This is a genomic window from Bacteroides sp. RTP21281st1_H5_RTP21281_210402 (genome assembly GCF_040918965.1).
GTDB classification, from domain to species: Bacteria; Bacteroidota; Bacteroidia; order Bacteroidales; family Bacteroidaceae; genus Bacteroides; species Bacteroides congonensis.
The window spans coordinates 1-18461 of the sequence record NZ_JBCOWR010000018.1 but is presented as its reverse complement, the minus strand read 5'-3'; the positions used below and the strand labels follow the sequence as shown (position 1 = coordinate 18461).

Below are 18461 nucleotides of genomic sequence, written 5' to 3'. Positions count from 1 at the left end.
TACTTACGATTCACCACTTGCAAATATACTTGCAGGATATTCTACATTTACCAGAAACAGCGCATTTCCGGGAACCGACGTTCCGGCTTTCCCACGATCTTTCTGCTCTATAATACGCCGGAAACCTTCGACCGATAGTTTTCCACGCCCCACTTCAATCAGAGTTCCCACTATGGCGCGCACCATATTCCGCAGAAAGCGGTCGGCACGAATGGTAAACACCCAAGTAGCATCTTCTTCCTGTGTCCATTCGGCATGAGTGACATGGCAAATATTCGTCTTTACATCCGTATGCAGTTTGCTGAAACTTGTAAAGTCCGTATATTCGAACAGGGTACGTGCGGCCTCATTCATGCGTTCATAATCCAATGGATTAAAGACACGGCAACGATATTGCCTGTTAAAAGGATATTTCGCAGTTGTTACATAATACTTGTACGTTCTGGCAGTTGCGTCAAAACGTGCATGAGCGTCCGGTCTGACACGGCAAACCCGATAAATGGAAATATCCGGGGGTAACAGACGATTCAGCTTATCAGTGACAGAATCAGTATCCAATAGCTCTTCATAGTCAAAATGAGCTACCATTAAAGACGCATGCACTCCCGCATCCGTTCTGCCCGCACCTATCACTTCTATATCACGACGCAGAAAGGTAGACAATGCTTTCATCAAACATTCCTGTACGCTAATCCCATTCGGTTGAATCTGCCAACCATGATAGTTGGTTCCGTCATAAGCTAAATAAATAAAATACCTTTGCACGCTCATTCCTTCTTTTTAGGGTTTTCGCGTGCAAAAGTAGTCATTTTTTTATTCATAAGTGGAAGGAGTAGTACCAAATGCATCTACAAAATGTTTTCTGAAGGTAGGAATATCATTGTATCCCACCATTTCCGCCACTTCCTGCACACCATATTGTTTCGTTTTCAGCAATACGCCCGCACGGCGCATACGTACTCCCCTGATCAGTTCTATAATGGTATAGTCGGTACTCTGCTTTACTTTTCTATAAAGAGTCGGCTGGCTCATATTCATTTCCGATGCCAGTTTCTTCACGCTAAAGTCGGCTTCACATATATTCTCTTCAACAATCCTGATAACAGAATTGATAAACGGATCTTCCGTTTTCACCTCCTCTACCACTTGTTCCGTTTCGTCGTTTACTGTACCCGCATCCGTTCCCGATAGCATAAATAATTTAGAATACATCTGCTTCAATGCCTGACGCCCGTTTATCAAATTACGCACTTTCGCTATCAAAATGCTGGGAGTAAAAGGTTTCAGTACATAATCGTCCGCTCCCAGTTCCAACCCGTGAATAACATCTTCATCTTCCACCTTCGCTGTCAAAATGATAAAAGGAATGCCACAAGTTTCGAGCCCTTCCTTTACCTCACGACAACACGCAAATCCATCCTTCACCGGCATCATTACGTCACAGAGTATCAAATCGGGAAGTTCCTTCATTGCCATGTCAACTCCCTCCTGCCCGTTGGTTGCCATCAACAGGTTATACTCTTTGCCCAACAGCACCTTCAGATACACACGAATGTCTTTATGATCTTCTACAATCAATATTGTTTTCTTATCGGCAGCAGATTGCGACTGTTCTATTTTCGCGTCAGCAGGCTGTAGCGGTATCCCGGGCTCCGATGCTTCCTCTGTCAACTCATTATCTGCCGACAGTTCCTGTTCCGTTTCTCCTATCGGCACAATATCCTGCTTCGTCAGTTCTTCCGGATCAACAAACAAGACATTCGAATCATTTTCAAAGACAGACTTATCTGTAGGAAGATGCACCGTAACTTTCGTTCCTTTTCCCTCTGAACTTTCAAAAGAAATCATGCCGTGATGTGCCTCAACTATCTGCTGCACAGTAGAAAATCCGAGCTGTGTGGTAGACAGATCATTACCACCCCACTCATCCTCACCCAGTTGTTGTTCAAGTGTTTTTACTTCGTCATTGCCATCATCCGTCACCATCAAGCTGACATAAGTCAAGTTATCCCTCACCGTTTCGTATACAGAGAAAGAGACAACTCCCGTATAATTCGTATGGGTGAAAGCATTGGTCAACAGATTATGGATAATAAATTCTATCTTCTTTTCATCCACATAAAATTCCAGTTCCTTCCTAATTCTCATCTCACAACGGAAATCTATAGGATAAATCTTCAACAGTTCGCGAATCTTAAAAAGGTTACTATCAATTACCTTTTCTACCGGATATGAAGCAACTTCCAGCTTCGCAGCCAATCCCTCCGGACCATAAATGGCTGATAGCTGGTCGCAGGCATCCAACATACGAAGTGCGTTCCGGTATGCCACTTGTAGGGATGGGTTCTGCCCTTTAAACTTACTATGCAAATCTTTCAACGGGGCAAAAACCAATGATAGAGGAGTGCGCAATTCCTGCACAAACAACATCAGTAGACGTTTTCTCATGACCTCTTTCTCACGCTTCTGCTCCTGCTTCATTTTTTCCAGATTCAAATTCTCCCGTAACATTATCTCCTTGTCACGGCGTAGTTGTTTGTGCAATTCTTTCTTTTTATTGTAAGCATAAAGGAACCAACACAGCAAAACGGTCAACAATACATACACCATATATGCCCACACAGTGTAATACCATTTACTTTTCACCACCACGTCTATCTGATACTCCTCACCCTCTTTCCCGTCCGGAAATACAAGTTTCGCCTGCAATGTATATTTTCCGGCAGCCAGTCCTTTATACCATAATCCCTCCTCAAGTGGCAGCATCTTCCAGTCTGTATCTACAGGAAGCAAGCGGTAAGCTATTTTGCGTTGTGCCATCCCGTAACGTAAATCCGAAAAATATAAATGAAAACTATTATTACGGCTCGAAAAGACCAGTTTTTCCTGCTTTTCCGGAGCTCCGGAAAGAACCACCTGTCCATTCCGCTTTTCTCCCGCCAAAATGACTTCTCCATTCACCTTTATATCTGTCAGCGTCACCCGTTTCTTCCTTTTTGTTGCTTTAACAGCCGCCGGATCAAAGAAAATCAATCCCCAGGAATTTGACCATAACAGTCGTCCATCGTTCAGCCGGCACACAGAATTGCAGTTGCCCACTAACAAATAATTATAGAAAGCCTCCTGACCGTTGCGGATCGTCATGACTCCCACATTATTCCCCACCCATATACTACCCATATAATCATCCACCATGCAACTGACATGTCCGTTCGGCAATCCGTTTTGCAAAGTATATATCGATTCAATCTTATCCCTCTTTCTTCCGTCAATACAGACTACGAGATTGAGATAAGCAGCATAAATCTGATTGTAGTTATTCACATAGATAGTCCGTACGGCCGTTTCTGCAAGTCCATTCTCTCTTTCATAGTCTCCTTCCACCCGAACCAGGTCATCCTCGGTGTTAATTCTTTTCAGTCCTTTATTCGTACCAATCCAAATATTACCTTCCTTATCCTCTTTCATGGCAAATATGCTCTCTATTCCGACGGGAAGATTTATCTTTTTATATGCCCGTGCTTTAGGGTCAAACCGCATCAGTCCTTCCGAAGTACCTATCCACAGGCGGTTTCGCGAATCCTGGCAGAAACACTGAATAGCCGCGTGTATATCCTTTCCGTCACTCGTCTGCAGATGAAAATACTCCACCTTCTCCGTCACCGGATGAATAAGAATAACTTCTCCCTGCCTGCCTCCCAGCCAAATCTGTCCCCCCCTTGCATTTAAAGATTGTATAGCGTCCGGAATATTCGGATATCTTCTCCCAAGGTTCAAATCTCGTATGCACAGAAAGCACAGGTTCGGTACTCTTCATTATACCACCGTCGGACATCGCCACCCAAACATATCCCCTGGCATCCTCAATCATCCCGCTTATTCTGGATTTAAACATCTGCTGCACCCGGCTATATATACTATTGCTAATATCAAATTTTGCAATTCCACCGCCAAAAGTACCTGCCCATAAAATCTGCTGCTGCTCATCCCACAACAAACAAGTCATCCTATTTTCAATATTCGGTCGAAATATTTCGGCATTCCCGCTCAAATGAGTCAATGTAAACGAACTTTCACACAAATTCCCGTTTTCAAAACTCAGTTTAAACAATCCGTCCCAAGTGGCCAGATAAAAAGTCCTGCTATTTTTATAGACCAAATCTGTAATGTATCTTTTGAAATATTCAGTCCGGAAAACCTTATTTATTGAAATCACCTGTTCCTTATGTGTCTTCAAATCATGACAGACAATATCATTCCATAATCCGCAAATCCATAAGTAACCATTTTGCAAGAATAGTCTGTTGACTACATTATACTCTTTAATCAAAGAACTCTTCTTCGTAGCAATATCATAAGACATCACTTTTTTCTCATCCGCAGAAAAATACAGTTTATTCTTCCCGTCCGTACACAAGTCAGCTATCTTTCCTTTCACCAAAGGCTGCGGACTCAGCACACAATATATAAAATCACCTTTTTTCCCTGTCCTACGGGAAACTGAGGTTTCATACAATCCCTGTAAAGTAGCCAGATATAACTTTCCGCCGCTCCAATAAAAGTCCGACACCTCTTCCAACTTGAAGGGTTTGTCAAAACTCAATGGCAAATACTTTTCACTAACAGGATCGAAGCCAATTAATCCGCCTTCAAATAGCAACGCGTAATACAGTCCGTCTGAACCTTCACGAAAAGTTTTCACTGTTTGATGAAGGGATATGGAAAGAGAATCCGTATTCATTATTAAAGGATAATCCCGAAACCGGAATCCGTCATAACGGGTAATACCTTTATCTGTAGAGAGCCACATAAACCCGTCGCTCCCATAACAGATATCATATATAGTGTTATTTCCAACTTCATTTTTGATGACCGCCGGTATCAAATCCCAATAGGTATCGACAGGATAGGCGACAATAAATCGAGACAGTAACAATAGGAGTAAACAAACCTTCCGCATATTCTAATTACATTTTGTTTATGTGATATGGACGATAAAGGTATTGATTAATATTACTACTAAACTATATATCACTTATTTTTAGAAATAATTCACAATAGAACAAAAACCCGCCAACTTTTTTTACAAGTCAGCGGGCCTTCCATTGTTTGTTTTGCCAACTATGTTCCCCTCAAGTAACCCATGTTTGCTGTTTGGTTCCTCTATATTATGGATAGTAATTACATATCCATTCAAGTCTTTTTCATTAAATTATTTGCGACAATGAGATAGAGCGAAATTATAAGTTCCGTAACCGGTATTGAAATCATAGTTTCCTTTGAAATCTACCGGAACTTTAACCAGGCAATTTTCCTGATCGCTTACACGAAAATAAAGGTGAGTAATAGCAGTGAACACATTTCCACCACCGGCCGTAGTTGATAAAGAAGCCCCGTAACCTTTCCAAGTGAACAGATCGGCAGAAGAAGAATAGGTAGTTCCGATATAATACACGGTGTTTTTATCCACATTAAAATTCAAAGAAACACATAATGCAAATTCCTCCAGGTAAGCACCCGCCCTCGTACGTGCCTGATATTCGGCAGTCATCTTCACAGATTGCCTGTCACCACCGTCTCCAAAGTATCCCTCTACATTTTCTGATTTACATTCATGAGTGATGTTGCCGTTCTGACGAAGAGCTTCCAATACACCTTCCATCTCTTCTGCCGTAACAGCAGGAACATTACCGGTGTCTGTCACATTAGTTACAGATTCGATACCATATAAAGATTTTATGAATTCAAAAGTTGAAGAGTTGCCTTCAATACGATCATCCTCAGCATTAGAACATGCTGCAAAAGTCAATACGACCACACATACGAAAAAGAAATTCATTGCTTTCATTATATTTCCTCCTATTTTTTATCGGTTTGCAACTTCTTGTTTTTGCCAACCATTTACATTTCACATTATTTTCCGTTTGTTCGTTTGCGTTCCTCAGGAGGGAATTTGAAACCACTGTTTCATTAACACTAACATTATAGTGCGTTGCTTGTTGACACAAACATAGGTGTTTTATTCAAGAAGGAAAACTTTCTCGAAAGAAAAATGAACGATTTACCACTCTTTAACAGAGAAAATACAGCCTATTCAAGTAATTAAACAGGTTATACAAGTATCAGAAACGCCATTCATATAAAAATCATTCAAACCGAATGATTAAAACACAACCCATAAATACCGAATCACACACCAACCATCAAGAAACTAAATACCGCTCTACTTATTTGTTTTCATCAAAAAGCAATCAAAGAAAGATGAATCCACCAATTAACGCCAATCCAGATTACACGTACCTTTGCAATGTCAACAAACAAAACCCATCATACGATGAAAAAGAAAAGAATTTTGTTTTTGTTCGTTACCATGTTCGCTTCTACCTTATTATACAGTCAGGTAGTCGGGGTTAAAACCAACGTTGTAATGGACGCGATGAAAATCATCAACTTTGGAGCCGAAATCGGCTTAAGTAAGAAACTGACCTTGGATTTATATGCCAATTATAATCCTTGGAAATACAAAGAAGAGAAAATGATGAAGATGCTCGCCATTCAGCCAGAACTTCGTTATTGGCTTTGCGACAAGTTCAACGGACATTTCGTGGGATTCCACGTTCATGGTGGAGTATATCAGGCTGCCGCCATTGATATGCCCTGGGGTATCTGGCCCGTACTTACCGACCACCGCTTCAAAGGCAATTTCTATGGGGCAGGTGTTTCTTACGGTTACCAGTGGATTTTAGGCAAGCACTGGAATCTGGAAGGAAATATCGGTGTGGGCTACGCACGTGTCAAGTACGAACAGTTCGAGTGTAAGACCTGTGGTGAAAAAGTGTCCGAAGGACATAAGAATTACGTAGGGCCGACCAAAGCCGCCGTCAGCTTAATTTATTTATTCTAAAACAAAACAAATATGAAAAAGATTCTATGCATACTCTTCTGCCTGCTGCCTGTATTGAGCGAAGCGCAGACTCTGTATAAAAATCAAGTGCGTATAGACAAAGAATCTATCACGCGCAGCGATGACAACCGCCTGACCATTAATCTGGATATCACTTTACAGGAAAACCTCAAAGTAGCTTCCAATAATGTAGCCACGCTCACCCCGTTTCTTGAAGCGGACGGAAAAACAAAAACACTGCCGTCCATCGTAGTGTACGGGCGTAAACGGGATATCGTCAACCAACGCAACCATACAGCCTTCAAAGATACCTATACAATCATCCGCCGTAAACGGAACGAAGAACAAAAAATAAGCTACCTGATACAGATGCCGTTTGAAGCATGGATGCGCACGGCGAATATGAAATTAAATATTGATGTATGCGGTTGCTGCGACGTATTGGAGGAGAACAGTGGTGAATTAATCACCCAATTGAACATTGCACCACTGAAACTGCAACCTTCCATTGCCTACATCACCCCGCAAGCCGAAGGTATAAAGCACCGTGCAGTAGAAGGAAGCGCCTATCTGGACTTTCCAGTCAACAAATACATAATCTATCCTGAATACCGTCGCAACACAACCGAATTGGCGAAGATACGCGCCACAATCGACACTGTGCGCAACGATAAGAACACGACACTTACCGGCATCAAGATTCATGGCTATGCATCTCCCGAAGGAAGCTATGCCAACAATATCCGCCTGGCAAAGGGACGTACACAAGCATTGGTTGATTACGTTACCAGTTACTACAACTTCGACAAGAGTCTGATAGTTTCAGAATCTACCCCCGAAGACTGGGAAGGTTTCCGCAAGTTTGTCGCCGCATCGTCACTGGATAAGAAAGACGAGATTCTTCGCCTGATGGATGAAGAAAATATGGACATTGACAAAAAAGAACGCGCCATAGCCAAATTAGCGGGTGTGCAAGGATACAAATATATACTGGACGAATATTATCCGGCACTTCGTCACTCTGACTATACGGTCAATTATACAGTGCGCGGCTTCAATCTCGAAGAATCGAAAGAGATTATCAACAAACGCCCGCAGTTGCTGAGCCTGCAAGAAATCTATCTGGTGGCACAGAGCTACGAGCCCGGAAGCGAAGAGTTCAATCATGCTTTCCTGGTAGCCGCCACCATGTTTCCGGAGGATCCGATTGCTAACTTAAATGCTGCCGCAATGGAAATCCAAAAAGGCGGCGACACAACCGAAGCAAAGAAGCATCTGGCGAAAGCCGACCCGAAAGCTGCCGAAACGCTCAATAATCTTGGAGTTATCGCCATGCTGGAAGATGATTTGGACAAAGCTGAAAAATACTTTAATGCGGCTAAAGAAGCCGGCCTGTCTACACAAGCAGACGCAAATTTGAGAGAATTGAAGAAGAAACAAAACTATCCTAGACAGTAGTAGAAGATAAAAAGGCACGTACAGAACTATTATTCCCCTCATTATTTGTAACCCCATAATGAATCTAAACGCACAGCCTGTGAAGGTTGTGCGTTTTTTTTGCTCTCAAAGATATGCAAATTCTTCACCCCGCTTCATATAGTTGTACATTCACATCACAAAGCCATAAATAATGACAATTCACACCCAACCACCAACAATGGCAAAATATCAACAAAGATGGCAGTTCATTCACAACAGCCGATTATCATTCATAAAACGACTAATTCACCACCTAAAAAAAGGCACAATAAAATTAAAATTATCATCCCTAAAATTGAAACAAATACCAACGAGCACTTTTATATTTCTCTCATACCTTTGCAGTGTCAATAAGGAACTAAAGAGTTGCTTGATAATAAACAAATAAAAGAAACATAACTTATAAGAAAATGAACCAAACTTATTTCACCGGAAGTTAATCCTTTCTCTTATTATATATAAGAACTTCCAAATTCAGAAAAGAGAAGAATATGATGTGTTTAACAAAACAAACGAAGCCCATCAAATAAAAAGAACCATTACATCACAATTAAAATATTAAATTAACATGAAAGTAAAGAATTTGTTATTAGCAAGTCTGGCAATAGTTGCCATGACAGCTTGCAGCAATGAAGATGAGTTTGCAAACGAAAACAACCGAAATTCAACTGGGGAACAGGCAAAAATGAGATTATTGTTTTCATTCAATGAAACAAATGGCACAAGAAGCGTAACTCAAGGCGAATCTAGTGCGGGTACTGATCTGGAATATGGTGTAACAAAAATCACAGCCGTATTAGATTATGGTGATGGAGCGCCACGTGTTATAATGAAAGATTTAGATATCACAAAAGAAGAGGGACAAACTAAAATTGCTACAACAGAAGAATTTGCTGTAACAGCAGGTACTAATGTAAAATTGTATGCATTCGTAAATCCGACAAATTTAGAAATCACCCAAACGACTAATTTAGACCAATTGTCAGTTGGAAACCATTCCGAATTCACAGGAGCTACATTAGCATATCTTGACAAGGATGTGGCAAAAAACGGTGCGTTTTTAATGAGCGGTGAAACTGTCATTGAAAAGATTGAAGCTAAAGAGGAAGTTAATACCGCTACAATCGAAGTTAGCCGTGTAGCTGCAAAATTGGATGAAAAGACTGAGAACACGAAGCTTTTCCCAATAATGAATTCCGGATTAACTTTTACTGGCGATATTCAAGAAATAGGTGTCAAACTCCTCAGTCACTCATACTCCAATCTGACTACAGATTCATATGTATTGTCACAAGTAAGCACTTTCAACTCTTTCTTGCAACCATATATTGCCAAAGGCGCAGCAGCAAACAATGGTTCTTACAGATGGAATGAAACAGGAGTTACATACTGTCTTGATAACTCCAGTTCAGCAAACCCGACACGTGTACACTACAGAGCACAGGTTTATTTCGGTGATGAACCAGCCAATGAAACATTCTATATCAGAGCTGTATACACCGAGGGCGATAAGACCGAATTACGTGTATACAAAAATTGGAAGGCTTTAAAAGATGCATATCCAAATGTTACATGGGATGACAGCAAGAAAGATGATAACAAGTATTTGGCAAACCACAGCATCAAGAAATATGACGGCGGTATTTGCTATTACGAAGCTCCGATTGAAACAGCAGGTTCAGGTGAAAAGATTGTACGCAACAACTGGTATCAGTTGACTGTTTCAAAAGTTAGCAAATTAGGTACTCCTACCCCTGCATTGGAACCTGATGAAACTCCTGCCAAGCTAATTATCGAAGCTAAAATCCAGCCTTGGACAGTTCAGATTAACGATATCGAACTATAATAAAAATCTGACTCAAGTATCGGGGAGACTCTTTTTTTCCTCTCCCCGATACATTTTCACCAATTACCGGAAAAAGACAATGCATCGCTTTCAAGCAAAACAATAGTATATCAAAAGCAAAAATAAAAAGAATGAAACGAATATTAACCGCCATACAAGAAAAAGCCAACAAGTTATTGTTGCTCACACTATTGGCTGGTGCAATCACATCTTGCGACTCCGTATTAGATTACGATGATGGAGATTGTAGCATCGAATATTGTGTCAAGTTCAAATATGACTATAATATGGAGGAAGTAGACGTTTTCGCCCAACAAGTAAGAACAGTGACACTTTACGCTTTTGATGAGAATGAAAATCTTGTTTATCAGAAAACAGATCAAGGAGAACAGTTAGGAGAGGGAAATTATTCTATGAAAGTAGACATTGATCCATCAAAGTATCATCTCATTGCATGGGCGGGACTTAATGATGAATCATTCGCAGTGCCGTTATTATATCCACAACAATCACAGATTGAAGAATTAAAAGTAAAGACTCTGCGTAAAGCAGTAACACGCTCTGCATCAGAAGAAGAAAAAGGAAATTATATAGTAGAACAGGAACTGCACTCGCTTTGGCATGGTGAAGTGAAAAGCGCTCCCACCACCCGCAGCGGAAGACAGCAAATCAGCACAGTGTCTTTAGTAAAGAACACCAATAATATCCGGATTGTCGTAGCGCAAGTCAACCAGTCTGACGGACCGGTAACCAGAGCCTTGACCGCAGAAACATTCAAATGTGAAATCTATGACGACAACGGATATATGAATTATGACAATTCACTGTTGGACGACAACCTGCTGACATACAAACCTTTTGTTGTAGAACCGGAAACAGTCAGCAGCAGAGCATTCAGCGAAGCCGGCGAACCGGCCGAAGAATACAAATCAGTTGTCAGCGAGATAAGCGTAGCAAGACTCATGGCAGATAAAACGCCCGAGTTGACAATCAAGAACTCGAAGACACAGGAAACATTATTTCACGTATCCAACCTGGTGAAGTATCTGGAAAAACTCCAACTGGAGAAATACAAAGACCGCCACTATACCCTTCAAGAGTATCTGGATCGTGAAGACGCTTACAGTATGATTATTTTTGTAGACGAGAAACTGGCACTAATCAAAACAGTAATTGATATCAACGATTGGATTATCCAGATCAATGACATCGAACTTTAACCGGAACGAAAAGAAAAAAGATGAAATGTTTTAATCCGACATATTATTTACTGACTATCCTCTGCATTATGATAGCTTCGTGTACCACAGACGGAGTGATGGAAGATTTCACAGACAGCAAAGGACAGATATTGGTAAAAGACGCACATATAAACTTTGTGCTTACTTTCCCCGCCAATCCTTCCACACGAGCAAGTGAAAATGAGGGACTGGAGAGTGAGCGAAGCATAGACAATCTACATATATATACATTTCAAAATGACCAATTTGTAGAAGAGATTCAATACATCGTGATTGACGGCAAAGACGGAGATACCAAACGGAATATAGACGGAAAGTTATCAGCAACTTATGACGGAAGCAAACCGATGGAGTTTGTAGTAATTGCCAATGCCGAAAACAAAGGAGTCAATAACTTCAAAATAACTAAAGGTCAAAATAAAGCCGACCTGTATGAACAGCTCTCTTTCAACTTTAATAAAACGCAGGATTGGTCAAAAGAGATTCCAATGTGGGGGATGGGTACCATTGAGAACATAAAAACAGGAGGCAACAATTTCGGTGCCCTTGATTTGATACGTGCTGTCGCCAAAGTGAATGTGACAGTGGCAAACGGGACAGGATTAAAGAATTTCGAAATCACCGAAATCCGGTTACACCACTATAACACAAAAGGATATTGCGCACCGACCGTGAACGACGGACCATCCATCCCTGCAAATTCGACAATAGCGAGCACTTCCGAGTATCTCACTTCAGGCACATTAAGCGGAAATCAAGGTAACAGATTTGAAAACAAGTTCTACATTCCCGAACATAAAAACATAGGAATAACGGATAATGACCAAAAAGTCTGCCTGACCATCAATGCCAAAGTGAGAGAAGTAGAGAAAACATACACTGTACAGTTCAGCACAAACGGAAAAGCCTACAATGCACTCCGCAATCATCTGTATGTGTTCAACATCACAAGTGTGGATAAAGTCACGTCGACGTTAACCTATGAGGTAAAACAATGGGAGTATGTCAATGTGGACGTACCGGCTTTTAATTAAAGAGTAATGAATATGAGAAAGCAAATCAATATACCAGCATATATCAGACAAACATTCGTGCTTGTATTAACGGGCATTTTGTTCTTTGCCTGCCAGGAAGATGAAATCATCAAAAATACCGATGTGAAAGAAGGGATACCGGTAACGGTAAGCTTCAACCTGTCAGTGCCGGAGATGAAAACGACAGTCACCCGGGGATTGCGCGATGAAGAAGAATTCCAAATCAACGATTTATATCTACTGATATTCGATGCCAAAGGCAACAGAAAGGAAGGAACACGTTTTTATAGTTCTGACAGTTTGACTACCAGCAACGGAAACCAGAACAATCCGACTAACGGAGTCCTTAAGAATATCGAAACCACAAGCGGATTAAGTTATATTTTCGCTGCCGCCAATACAAACAGCAATCAGTTGAGTGGGGACGGAAATTTGAAAAAGAAATTAGACAAGGTGACTACCCTTGAGGAATTCAAGAATATCACTGCCATGCTAAATTCAAAAACGAATGCGGCGCAAGTAGATCGTACACAGGCGGCATTAGTCATGTGTGGCGCATATACCCCCAATGCTTCAGGCGACACAAGCACTAGCGAAGGAGAATGCACTATACCGGAAAAGAGCGGTGCATTGAATGGAAAAATCTTGTTGGAGCGTCTGGATTCTCATATCACTTTCAATATTTCATGGGGAGGGGAAAAGTCTAAAGTGACCTCTTTTGAACTAAGCAGTTGGAGAATATATAACGTTCCTGTCAGGTCATACTTATTGGCGAAAACAGAAGATGCAGTAAAGAGTAATAAAAACCACTACTCTACAAGCATTGCGGAACACAAAGTTACAATGAACGAGAAGTCATGTTCTTTCGATTTCTATATGCTTGAAAACCGAAAAAAGGCGAAAATGTATGAAGGCCGTTCCTTAGAAAGTTATGCAGATAGAGAAGCGGAAGTGAAGGACGGCAATGGTCTAAATACCGGAACATACAAATATGTGGAGCCATTTGCTACCTATGTAGAAATTAAGGCTAATATGGAACTGACCAGCAGTAACGAAACACTTACAGGTAAAAAGATTGCCAACGTCACTTATACAATTCACCTGGGAGGAGGGAGCAATGATTATAGCAACTTCAAAAGCGAGAGGAATAAAAAATACATCTATAATGTCGAAATAAACGATACGGAAGATATTCGTGTAGAAGTTCAGGAAGGTAACGAAAGACGTCCGGGCGTGGAAGGAGATGTAGTAGATGCCAAAACCAAAGTGTACACATTAGATGCGCATTACAATTGTTTCAATATCGGTCTGACCAAAAAAGACGCCGAGAGTTTGAGCTTCGTGGTACATACACCATTCGGTTCGATTGATAACAGGGCAAATTACAATCAACGTGCAGGCGGGGATTATAAATGGATTAGATTTGCACGTACAAGCGATAATAACACATTGGCCGAATATCCGAAAAACGGAGAAGGACTGATTGATTTGTTCGGTCTGGCAGCCGATATCCAAACGCAATCCGGAAGTGAAGATGATACATTCTACTACACAATTTTCGTAGACGAATATTATTATGATACACCGCCGGCAGGAGCAAACTGGCAACAGCCCTATTGGCAATACTTTGTAAACAAGGAAAACAGAGAAGTCATATTGCTGTTTTCACCTGATTATAGCAATGACAAGGAGAGCAGCTATGCAGACGCCCAATATATGATTACCCAAAGATCGATCCAGACATATTACAGCTCCGTAAACTTCAATGAAGAAAAAAATGCATTGGGTATGGAGCATATTAATGAAACCGGAGCACCTGCTGATGCAGCACCTATAATCGGCGGTTTTGACGTATCCAACGGCTTTTATAACACATATAGGTATATCACCCAAGGCACCACCGGTAATCAATGGAGCGCACATGCAAATATGACTGAACCGAATGAAAAGGGTTACACTTTCGCTCTATCCAAAAAACATGGCTGGTCAGCTTGCCTGTCACGCAACAGAGATGAAAACCATAACGGCATTATTGATCCGGAAGAGTTAAAATGGTATCTGCCTGCCAGAGATCAATTAATGGGAATGTATCTAGGTGCAGAAAGTCTGGTTACACCATTGTTCGATGCAGATTCCCATCCTGTAGGCAGTATTGAAACAGGAGACTCTCAATTTCAATATCTTTTAAGCAATAACCAGAAATTATGGTCGGACGAAGGTGCTTCTATCGGAGCAAGGAAGGCCATCAATTCAGGTGGTTCGCCCAAGCAACTTAGATGTGTCCGCAATCTGAATTTAGACATGAATGCAAGCAATGCGGAAAATAAAGACATAAAAGTAAGCAACGCATTCAAATATAATGATGAGACACGTGTTTTCACCATGGCACAACTTGACGAGAAAAATATACGCGGAAAATTAGATTCCGGTGAACTAGGATTGCACGACAACTTCAGCAATACGAACAAACCGTATAGCTCATTCCAAATGGCCGCTAATTTTCATAAAGCCGCCCAAGGAAAAGGAAAGTGGAAAAAATTTGTAGACATAGATAATCTTCATCGTAGTAGATGCAGCAGCTACTATGAAAATGAAAGTGACAAAGGCAAATGGCGGACACCCAATCAAAGAGAATTCATGATTATGTACACTCAGAATAAAGATTTTGTCTACTACAATGATGGTAAATTATACAGAGCATACAGTAGAACCGAATGGAAATACAATAGCAATAGATATTTTGGCTTTAACCAAGGAATACTATTTTTAGATGACGGTCAAGAGTTCGATGTCTCATTGCGTTGTGTCCGTGACGTTGATGTAGACGCGAATGGAAATATCATCGAAACAGACTCAAACGGAACTATCAATGAAAATAATTAATATAAAAAACTAAACATCATGGAACCGAAAGACATCTTGCAACTGGAATCATCAAATACGCGTCAAGCCTATTTGTTTGAAGAGAATGGTCATTGGTATGCCTATGAACGGTCTGCCAATCGGATAGAGAAATTTTTGAAAGGCTTTGCGGATTTCAAACACAGAGTGCAAGATGTCTGCGGTCGGTTCAAAATAGAAATCAATATCGACATGCTTTTGGAGAAATGCTCCATTACATCATGCGAGGATTCAATGCTTATCCTTGATTGCCCTACAGAGTAATGAATATAGTTAATATAGGTATTAGTACCCCAATATAAGCTATACAAAATATTGTTTGTTTTGTTTGTGTTCCTCAACTCACTCAGCAACGGCTTGTGAAAGTAGTGCTGAGTGGTTGGGGATTTTTATCCAAGAAACAACAAAGAGTATATTATAATCTCCTGAATAGAAATTATTTATTTTTTTAATCGATAATCTTTGTTTATCTCTTATAAACCTGTATATTTGGAGTATTATAACTAAAGACTTTATATTAACACAGAATTACTATGAGCCATACCATTTTTCTGATTATCGCCCTCGTTACAACAGGTATTTTTCTTATCCAATTCGTATTATCCATCTTCTTCGGAGATTTGGACGCGGATGTAGACGTGGATGCCGACATCAGCAGTGTAGTCTCTTTCAAAGGGCTCACACACTTCGGAATCGGATTCGGCTGGTATATGTATCTGGCAGGAAACGCGGAAATTCAAAGTTATGCCATCGGCATTCTGGTAGGACTCTTCTTTGTTTTTGCCGTCTGGTTCTTGTACAAGAAAGCCTATCAACTGCAACAAGTGAACCGCTCCGAAGCGACCAACGAACTCGTGGGACGCGAATGTACCATCTACTTCAAGCAAAGTGAGAACAGATATACCGTGCAGGTAAGCCGCGACGGAGCCATGCGCGAAATAGACGTAATCTCCGAATCGGGAAAGACGTATCAAACCGGGGACCGCACTGTTATCACCCGATATCAGGACGGAACATTATATATTCAATAACTATTCAAAATTACACAATTCCTATGACACAAGAAATGCTAATCATGGCCGCTATATTAGTGGCGGTTATCCTGCTCACCTTTATCGGTATCCTGTCCCGCTACCGCAAATGTAAGAGTGACGAAGTACTCGTTGTATATGGTAAGACAGGTGGAGAAAAGAAATCTGCGAAATTATATCACGGTGGAGCTGCTTTCGTATGGCCGATTATCCAGGGCTACGAATTCCTGTCAATGAAACCGATGCAGATTGACTGCAAGCTGACAGGCGCACTATCCGCACAGAATATCCGTGTTGACGTACCTACTACTATTACCGTAGCCATCAGCACCGACCCTGAAGTAATGCAGAATGCCGCAGAACGTATGCTCGGATTGACAAGAGACGACAAACAAAACCTGATTACAGATGTAGTTTATGGTCAGATGCGTCTGGTTATCGCCGACATGACGATTGAAGAGTTGAACTCCGACCGCGACAAGTTCCTCTCCAAAGTAAAAGATAATATTGATACGGAACTCCGCAAGTTCGGTCTGTATCTGATGAATATCAATATCAGTGATATTCGCGATGCTGCCAATTATATCGTCAACCTGGGTAAGGAAGCCGAAAGCAAGGCATTGAACGAAGCACAGGCAAACATCGAAGAACAGGAAAAGCTGGGTGCTATCAAAATCGCGAACCAAATCAAAGAACGTGAAACGAAAGTAGCGGAAACCCGCAAAGACCAGGATATTGCTATCGCTGAAACCAAGAAACAACAGGAAATCTCAGTTGCGAACGCCGACAAAGACAGAATTTCTCAAGTAGCTATCGCCAACGCTGAGAAAGAATCGCAGGTGGCAAAAGCCGAAGCCGAAAAAAATATCCGAATCGAGCAGGCAAATACCGAAAAGGAAAGCCGCGTTGCCGAACTGAATTCCGACATGGAAATCAAACAGGCAGAAGCCGCCAAAAAAGCTGCCATCGGACGAAACGACGCGCAAAAAGAAGTTGCCTTGTCCAATGCCGAACTGGCCGTAACACAAGCCAACGCTGACAAGCAGGCCGGTGAAGCCGCTGCTAAATCAGAAGCTGCCGTACAGACTGCACGCGAAATTGCACAGAAAGAAGTGGAAGAAGCTAAAGCACGGAAAGTGGAATCTTCATTGAAAGCAGAAAAGATTGTACCTGCCGAAATAGCAAGACAGGAAGCCATTCTCCAAGCAAATGCTATCGCAGAAAAGATTACCCGCGAAGCGGAAGCCCGCGCAAAAGCTACTTTGGCACAAGCCGAAGCGGAAGCAAAAGCTATTCAGATGAAGTTGGAAGCCGAAGCGGAAGGTAAGAAACGCTCACTGCTTGCCGAAGCGGAAGGTTTCGAAGCGATGGTAAGAGCAGCCGAATCGAATCCGGCTATCGCTATCCAATATAAGATGGTAGACCAGTGGAAGGAAATTGCCGGCGAACAGGTGAAGGCGTTCGAACACATGAACTTAGGAAATATCACTGTATTCGATGGTGGAAACGGCGGTACAAGCAACTTCCTCAGCTCATTAGTGAAAACGGTAGCGCCTAGCCTTGGCGTACTGGATAAATTGCCTATCGGTGAAACTGTGAAAGGCATTATTAATCCGGAAAGCAAAACGGAAGAGAAACCTGCCGGTAAAACAGAAGAGAAAAAGGATAAGAAATAATCCTGCTCCAACAATAATATGCGCTGATGGGAAAAGAATAAATACTTTTCTCATCAGCGTATTTTTTTCCCCCTCTATCATCACGTTCTTTGTACTACATAAAATATGTAATAATATTGGCTCATGCAGGTACGGTTTTGAATCTTTTCTATTCTGTTTAACTCATTTCAGTACGTTGTGTTTATGTGGGTTCCCTAGCTATGTTGTTTAGGGAAACATAAGTTATGAAGTAAGGAAGTGTTAGTTATCTTGCCTTTATCCTTGCGTTAGGTTGCCGGTATTCTTTCATTAGATTACCGGTATTGTTATCTCACCACGGCCGTGGTAACTATTCGTCACGGCCATGGTA

The 18461-nt window shown here is 41.3% G+C and carries 13 protein-coding genes; 9 read left to right on the top strand and 4 right to left on the bottom strand.

Translation table 11 applies throughout. The features are described from left to right. Window positions 1-3: 3 nt before the first annotated feature. From truA to AB5443_RS20820, 4 genes are all read right to left on the bottom strand, one after another. A complete protein-coding gene (gene truA, locus AB5443_RS20835; RefSeq protein ID WP_195406040.1) occupies window positions 4-765 on the bottom strand; it encodes a tRNA pseudouridine(38-40) synthase TruA in 762 nt (253 codons plus the stop codon). A 48-nt stretch (window positions 766-813) separates the two neighbouring features. Then, a complete protein-coding gene (locus AB5443_RS20830) occupies window positions 814-3663 on the bottom strand; it encodes a response regulator (protein WP_368114346.1) in 2850 nt (949 codons plus the stop codon). Continuing rightward, window positions 3623-4960, bottom strand: a complete 1338-nt coding sequence (locus tag AB5443_RS20825) for a two-component regulator propeller domain-containing protein (protein WP_368114347.1) — start codon at window positions 4958-4960, stop codon at window positions 3623-3625. The genes AB5443_RS20830 and AB5443_RS20825 overlap by 41 nt, the downstream gene beginning before the upstream one ends. A 252-nt stretch (window positions 4961-5212) precedes the next feature. Then, window positions 5213-5848, bottom strand: coding sequence for a DUF5033 domain-containing protein (locus tag AB5443_RS20820; RefSeq protein ID WP_277135594.1), 636 nt, complete (start codon window positions 5846-5848; stop codon window positions 5213-5215). 486 nt (window positions 5849-6334) lie between these two features. On the opposite strand from AB5443_RS20820, the gene AB5443_RS20815 reads away from it, so the two are divergent. The 9 genes from AB5443_RS20815 to AB5443_RS20775 all read left to right on the top strand — a co-directional run bounded on the left by AB5443_RS20815 (window position 6335) and on the right by AB5443_RS20775 (window position 18112). Continuing rightward, on the top strand, window positions 6335-6904 hold the full coding sequence (locus AB5443_RS20815) for a DUF3575 domain-containing protein (RefSeq protein ID WP_277135595.1): 570 nt from the start codon (window positions 6335-6337) through the stop codon (window positions 6902-6904). A gap of 12 nt (window positions 6905-6916) precedes the next feature. Then, window positions 6917-8362, top strand: a complete 1446-nt coding sequence (locus AB5443_RS20810) for a DUF3868 domain-containing protein (protein WP_277135596.1) — start codon at window positions 6917-6919, stop codon at window positions 8360-8362. A 589-nt stretch (window positions 8363-8951) separates the two neighbouring features. Beyond that, window positions 8952-10229: an Mfa1 family fimbria major subunit gene (locus AB5443_RS20805; RefSeq protein ID WP_277135597.1), complete on the top strand. Its 1278-nt coding sequence runs from the start codon at window positions 8952-8954 to the stop codon at window positions 10227-10229. Window positions 10230-10360: 131 nt separating this feature from the next. Further along, window positions 10361-11449, top strand: coding sequence for a FimB/Mfa2 family fimbrial subunit (locus tag AB5443_RS20800; RefSeq protein ID WP_022140464.1), 1089 nt, complete (start codon window positions 10361-10363; stop codon window positions 11447-11449). Window positions 11450-11469: 20 nt separating this feature from the next. Further along, a complete protein-coding gene (locus tag AB5443_RS20795; protein WP_277135598.1) occupies window positions 11470-12504 on the top strand; it encodes a FimB/Mfa2 family fimbrial subunit in 1035 nt (344 codons plus the stop codon). A gap of 12 nt (window positions 12505-12516) precedes the next feature. Then, entirely contained in the window at window positions 12517-15387 is a 2871-nt protein-coding gene (locus tag AB5443_RS20790) for a DUF4906 domain-containing protein (RefSeq protein WP_277135599.1), read from the top strand. 18 nt (window positions 15388-15405) lie between these two features. Then, a complete protein-coding gene (locus AB5443_RS20785) occupies window positions 15406-15669 on the top strand; it encodes a hypothetical protein (protein WP_022140467.1) in 264 nt (87 codons plus the stop codon). A 269-nt stretch (window positions 15670-15938) separates the two neighbouring features. Beyond that, window positions 15939-16436, top strand: coding sequence for a hypothetical protein (locus tag AB5443_RS20780; RefSeq protein WP_022140468.1), 498 nt, complete (start codon window positions 15939-15941; stop codon window positions 16434-16436). A 23-nt stretch (window positions 16437-16459) separates the two neighbouring features. Further along, on the top strand, window positions 16460-18112 hold the full coding sequence (locus tag AB5443_RS20775; RefSeq protein WP_195405924.1) for a flotillin family protein: 1653 nt from the start codon (window positions 16460-16462) through the stop codon (window positions 18110-18112). The last annotated feature ends 349 nt before the right edge of the window (window positions 18113-18461 follow it).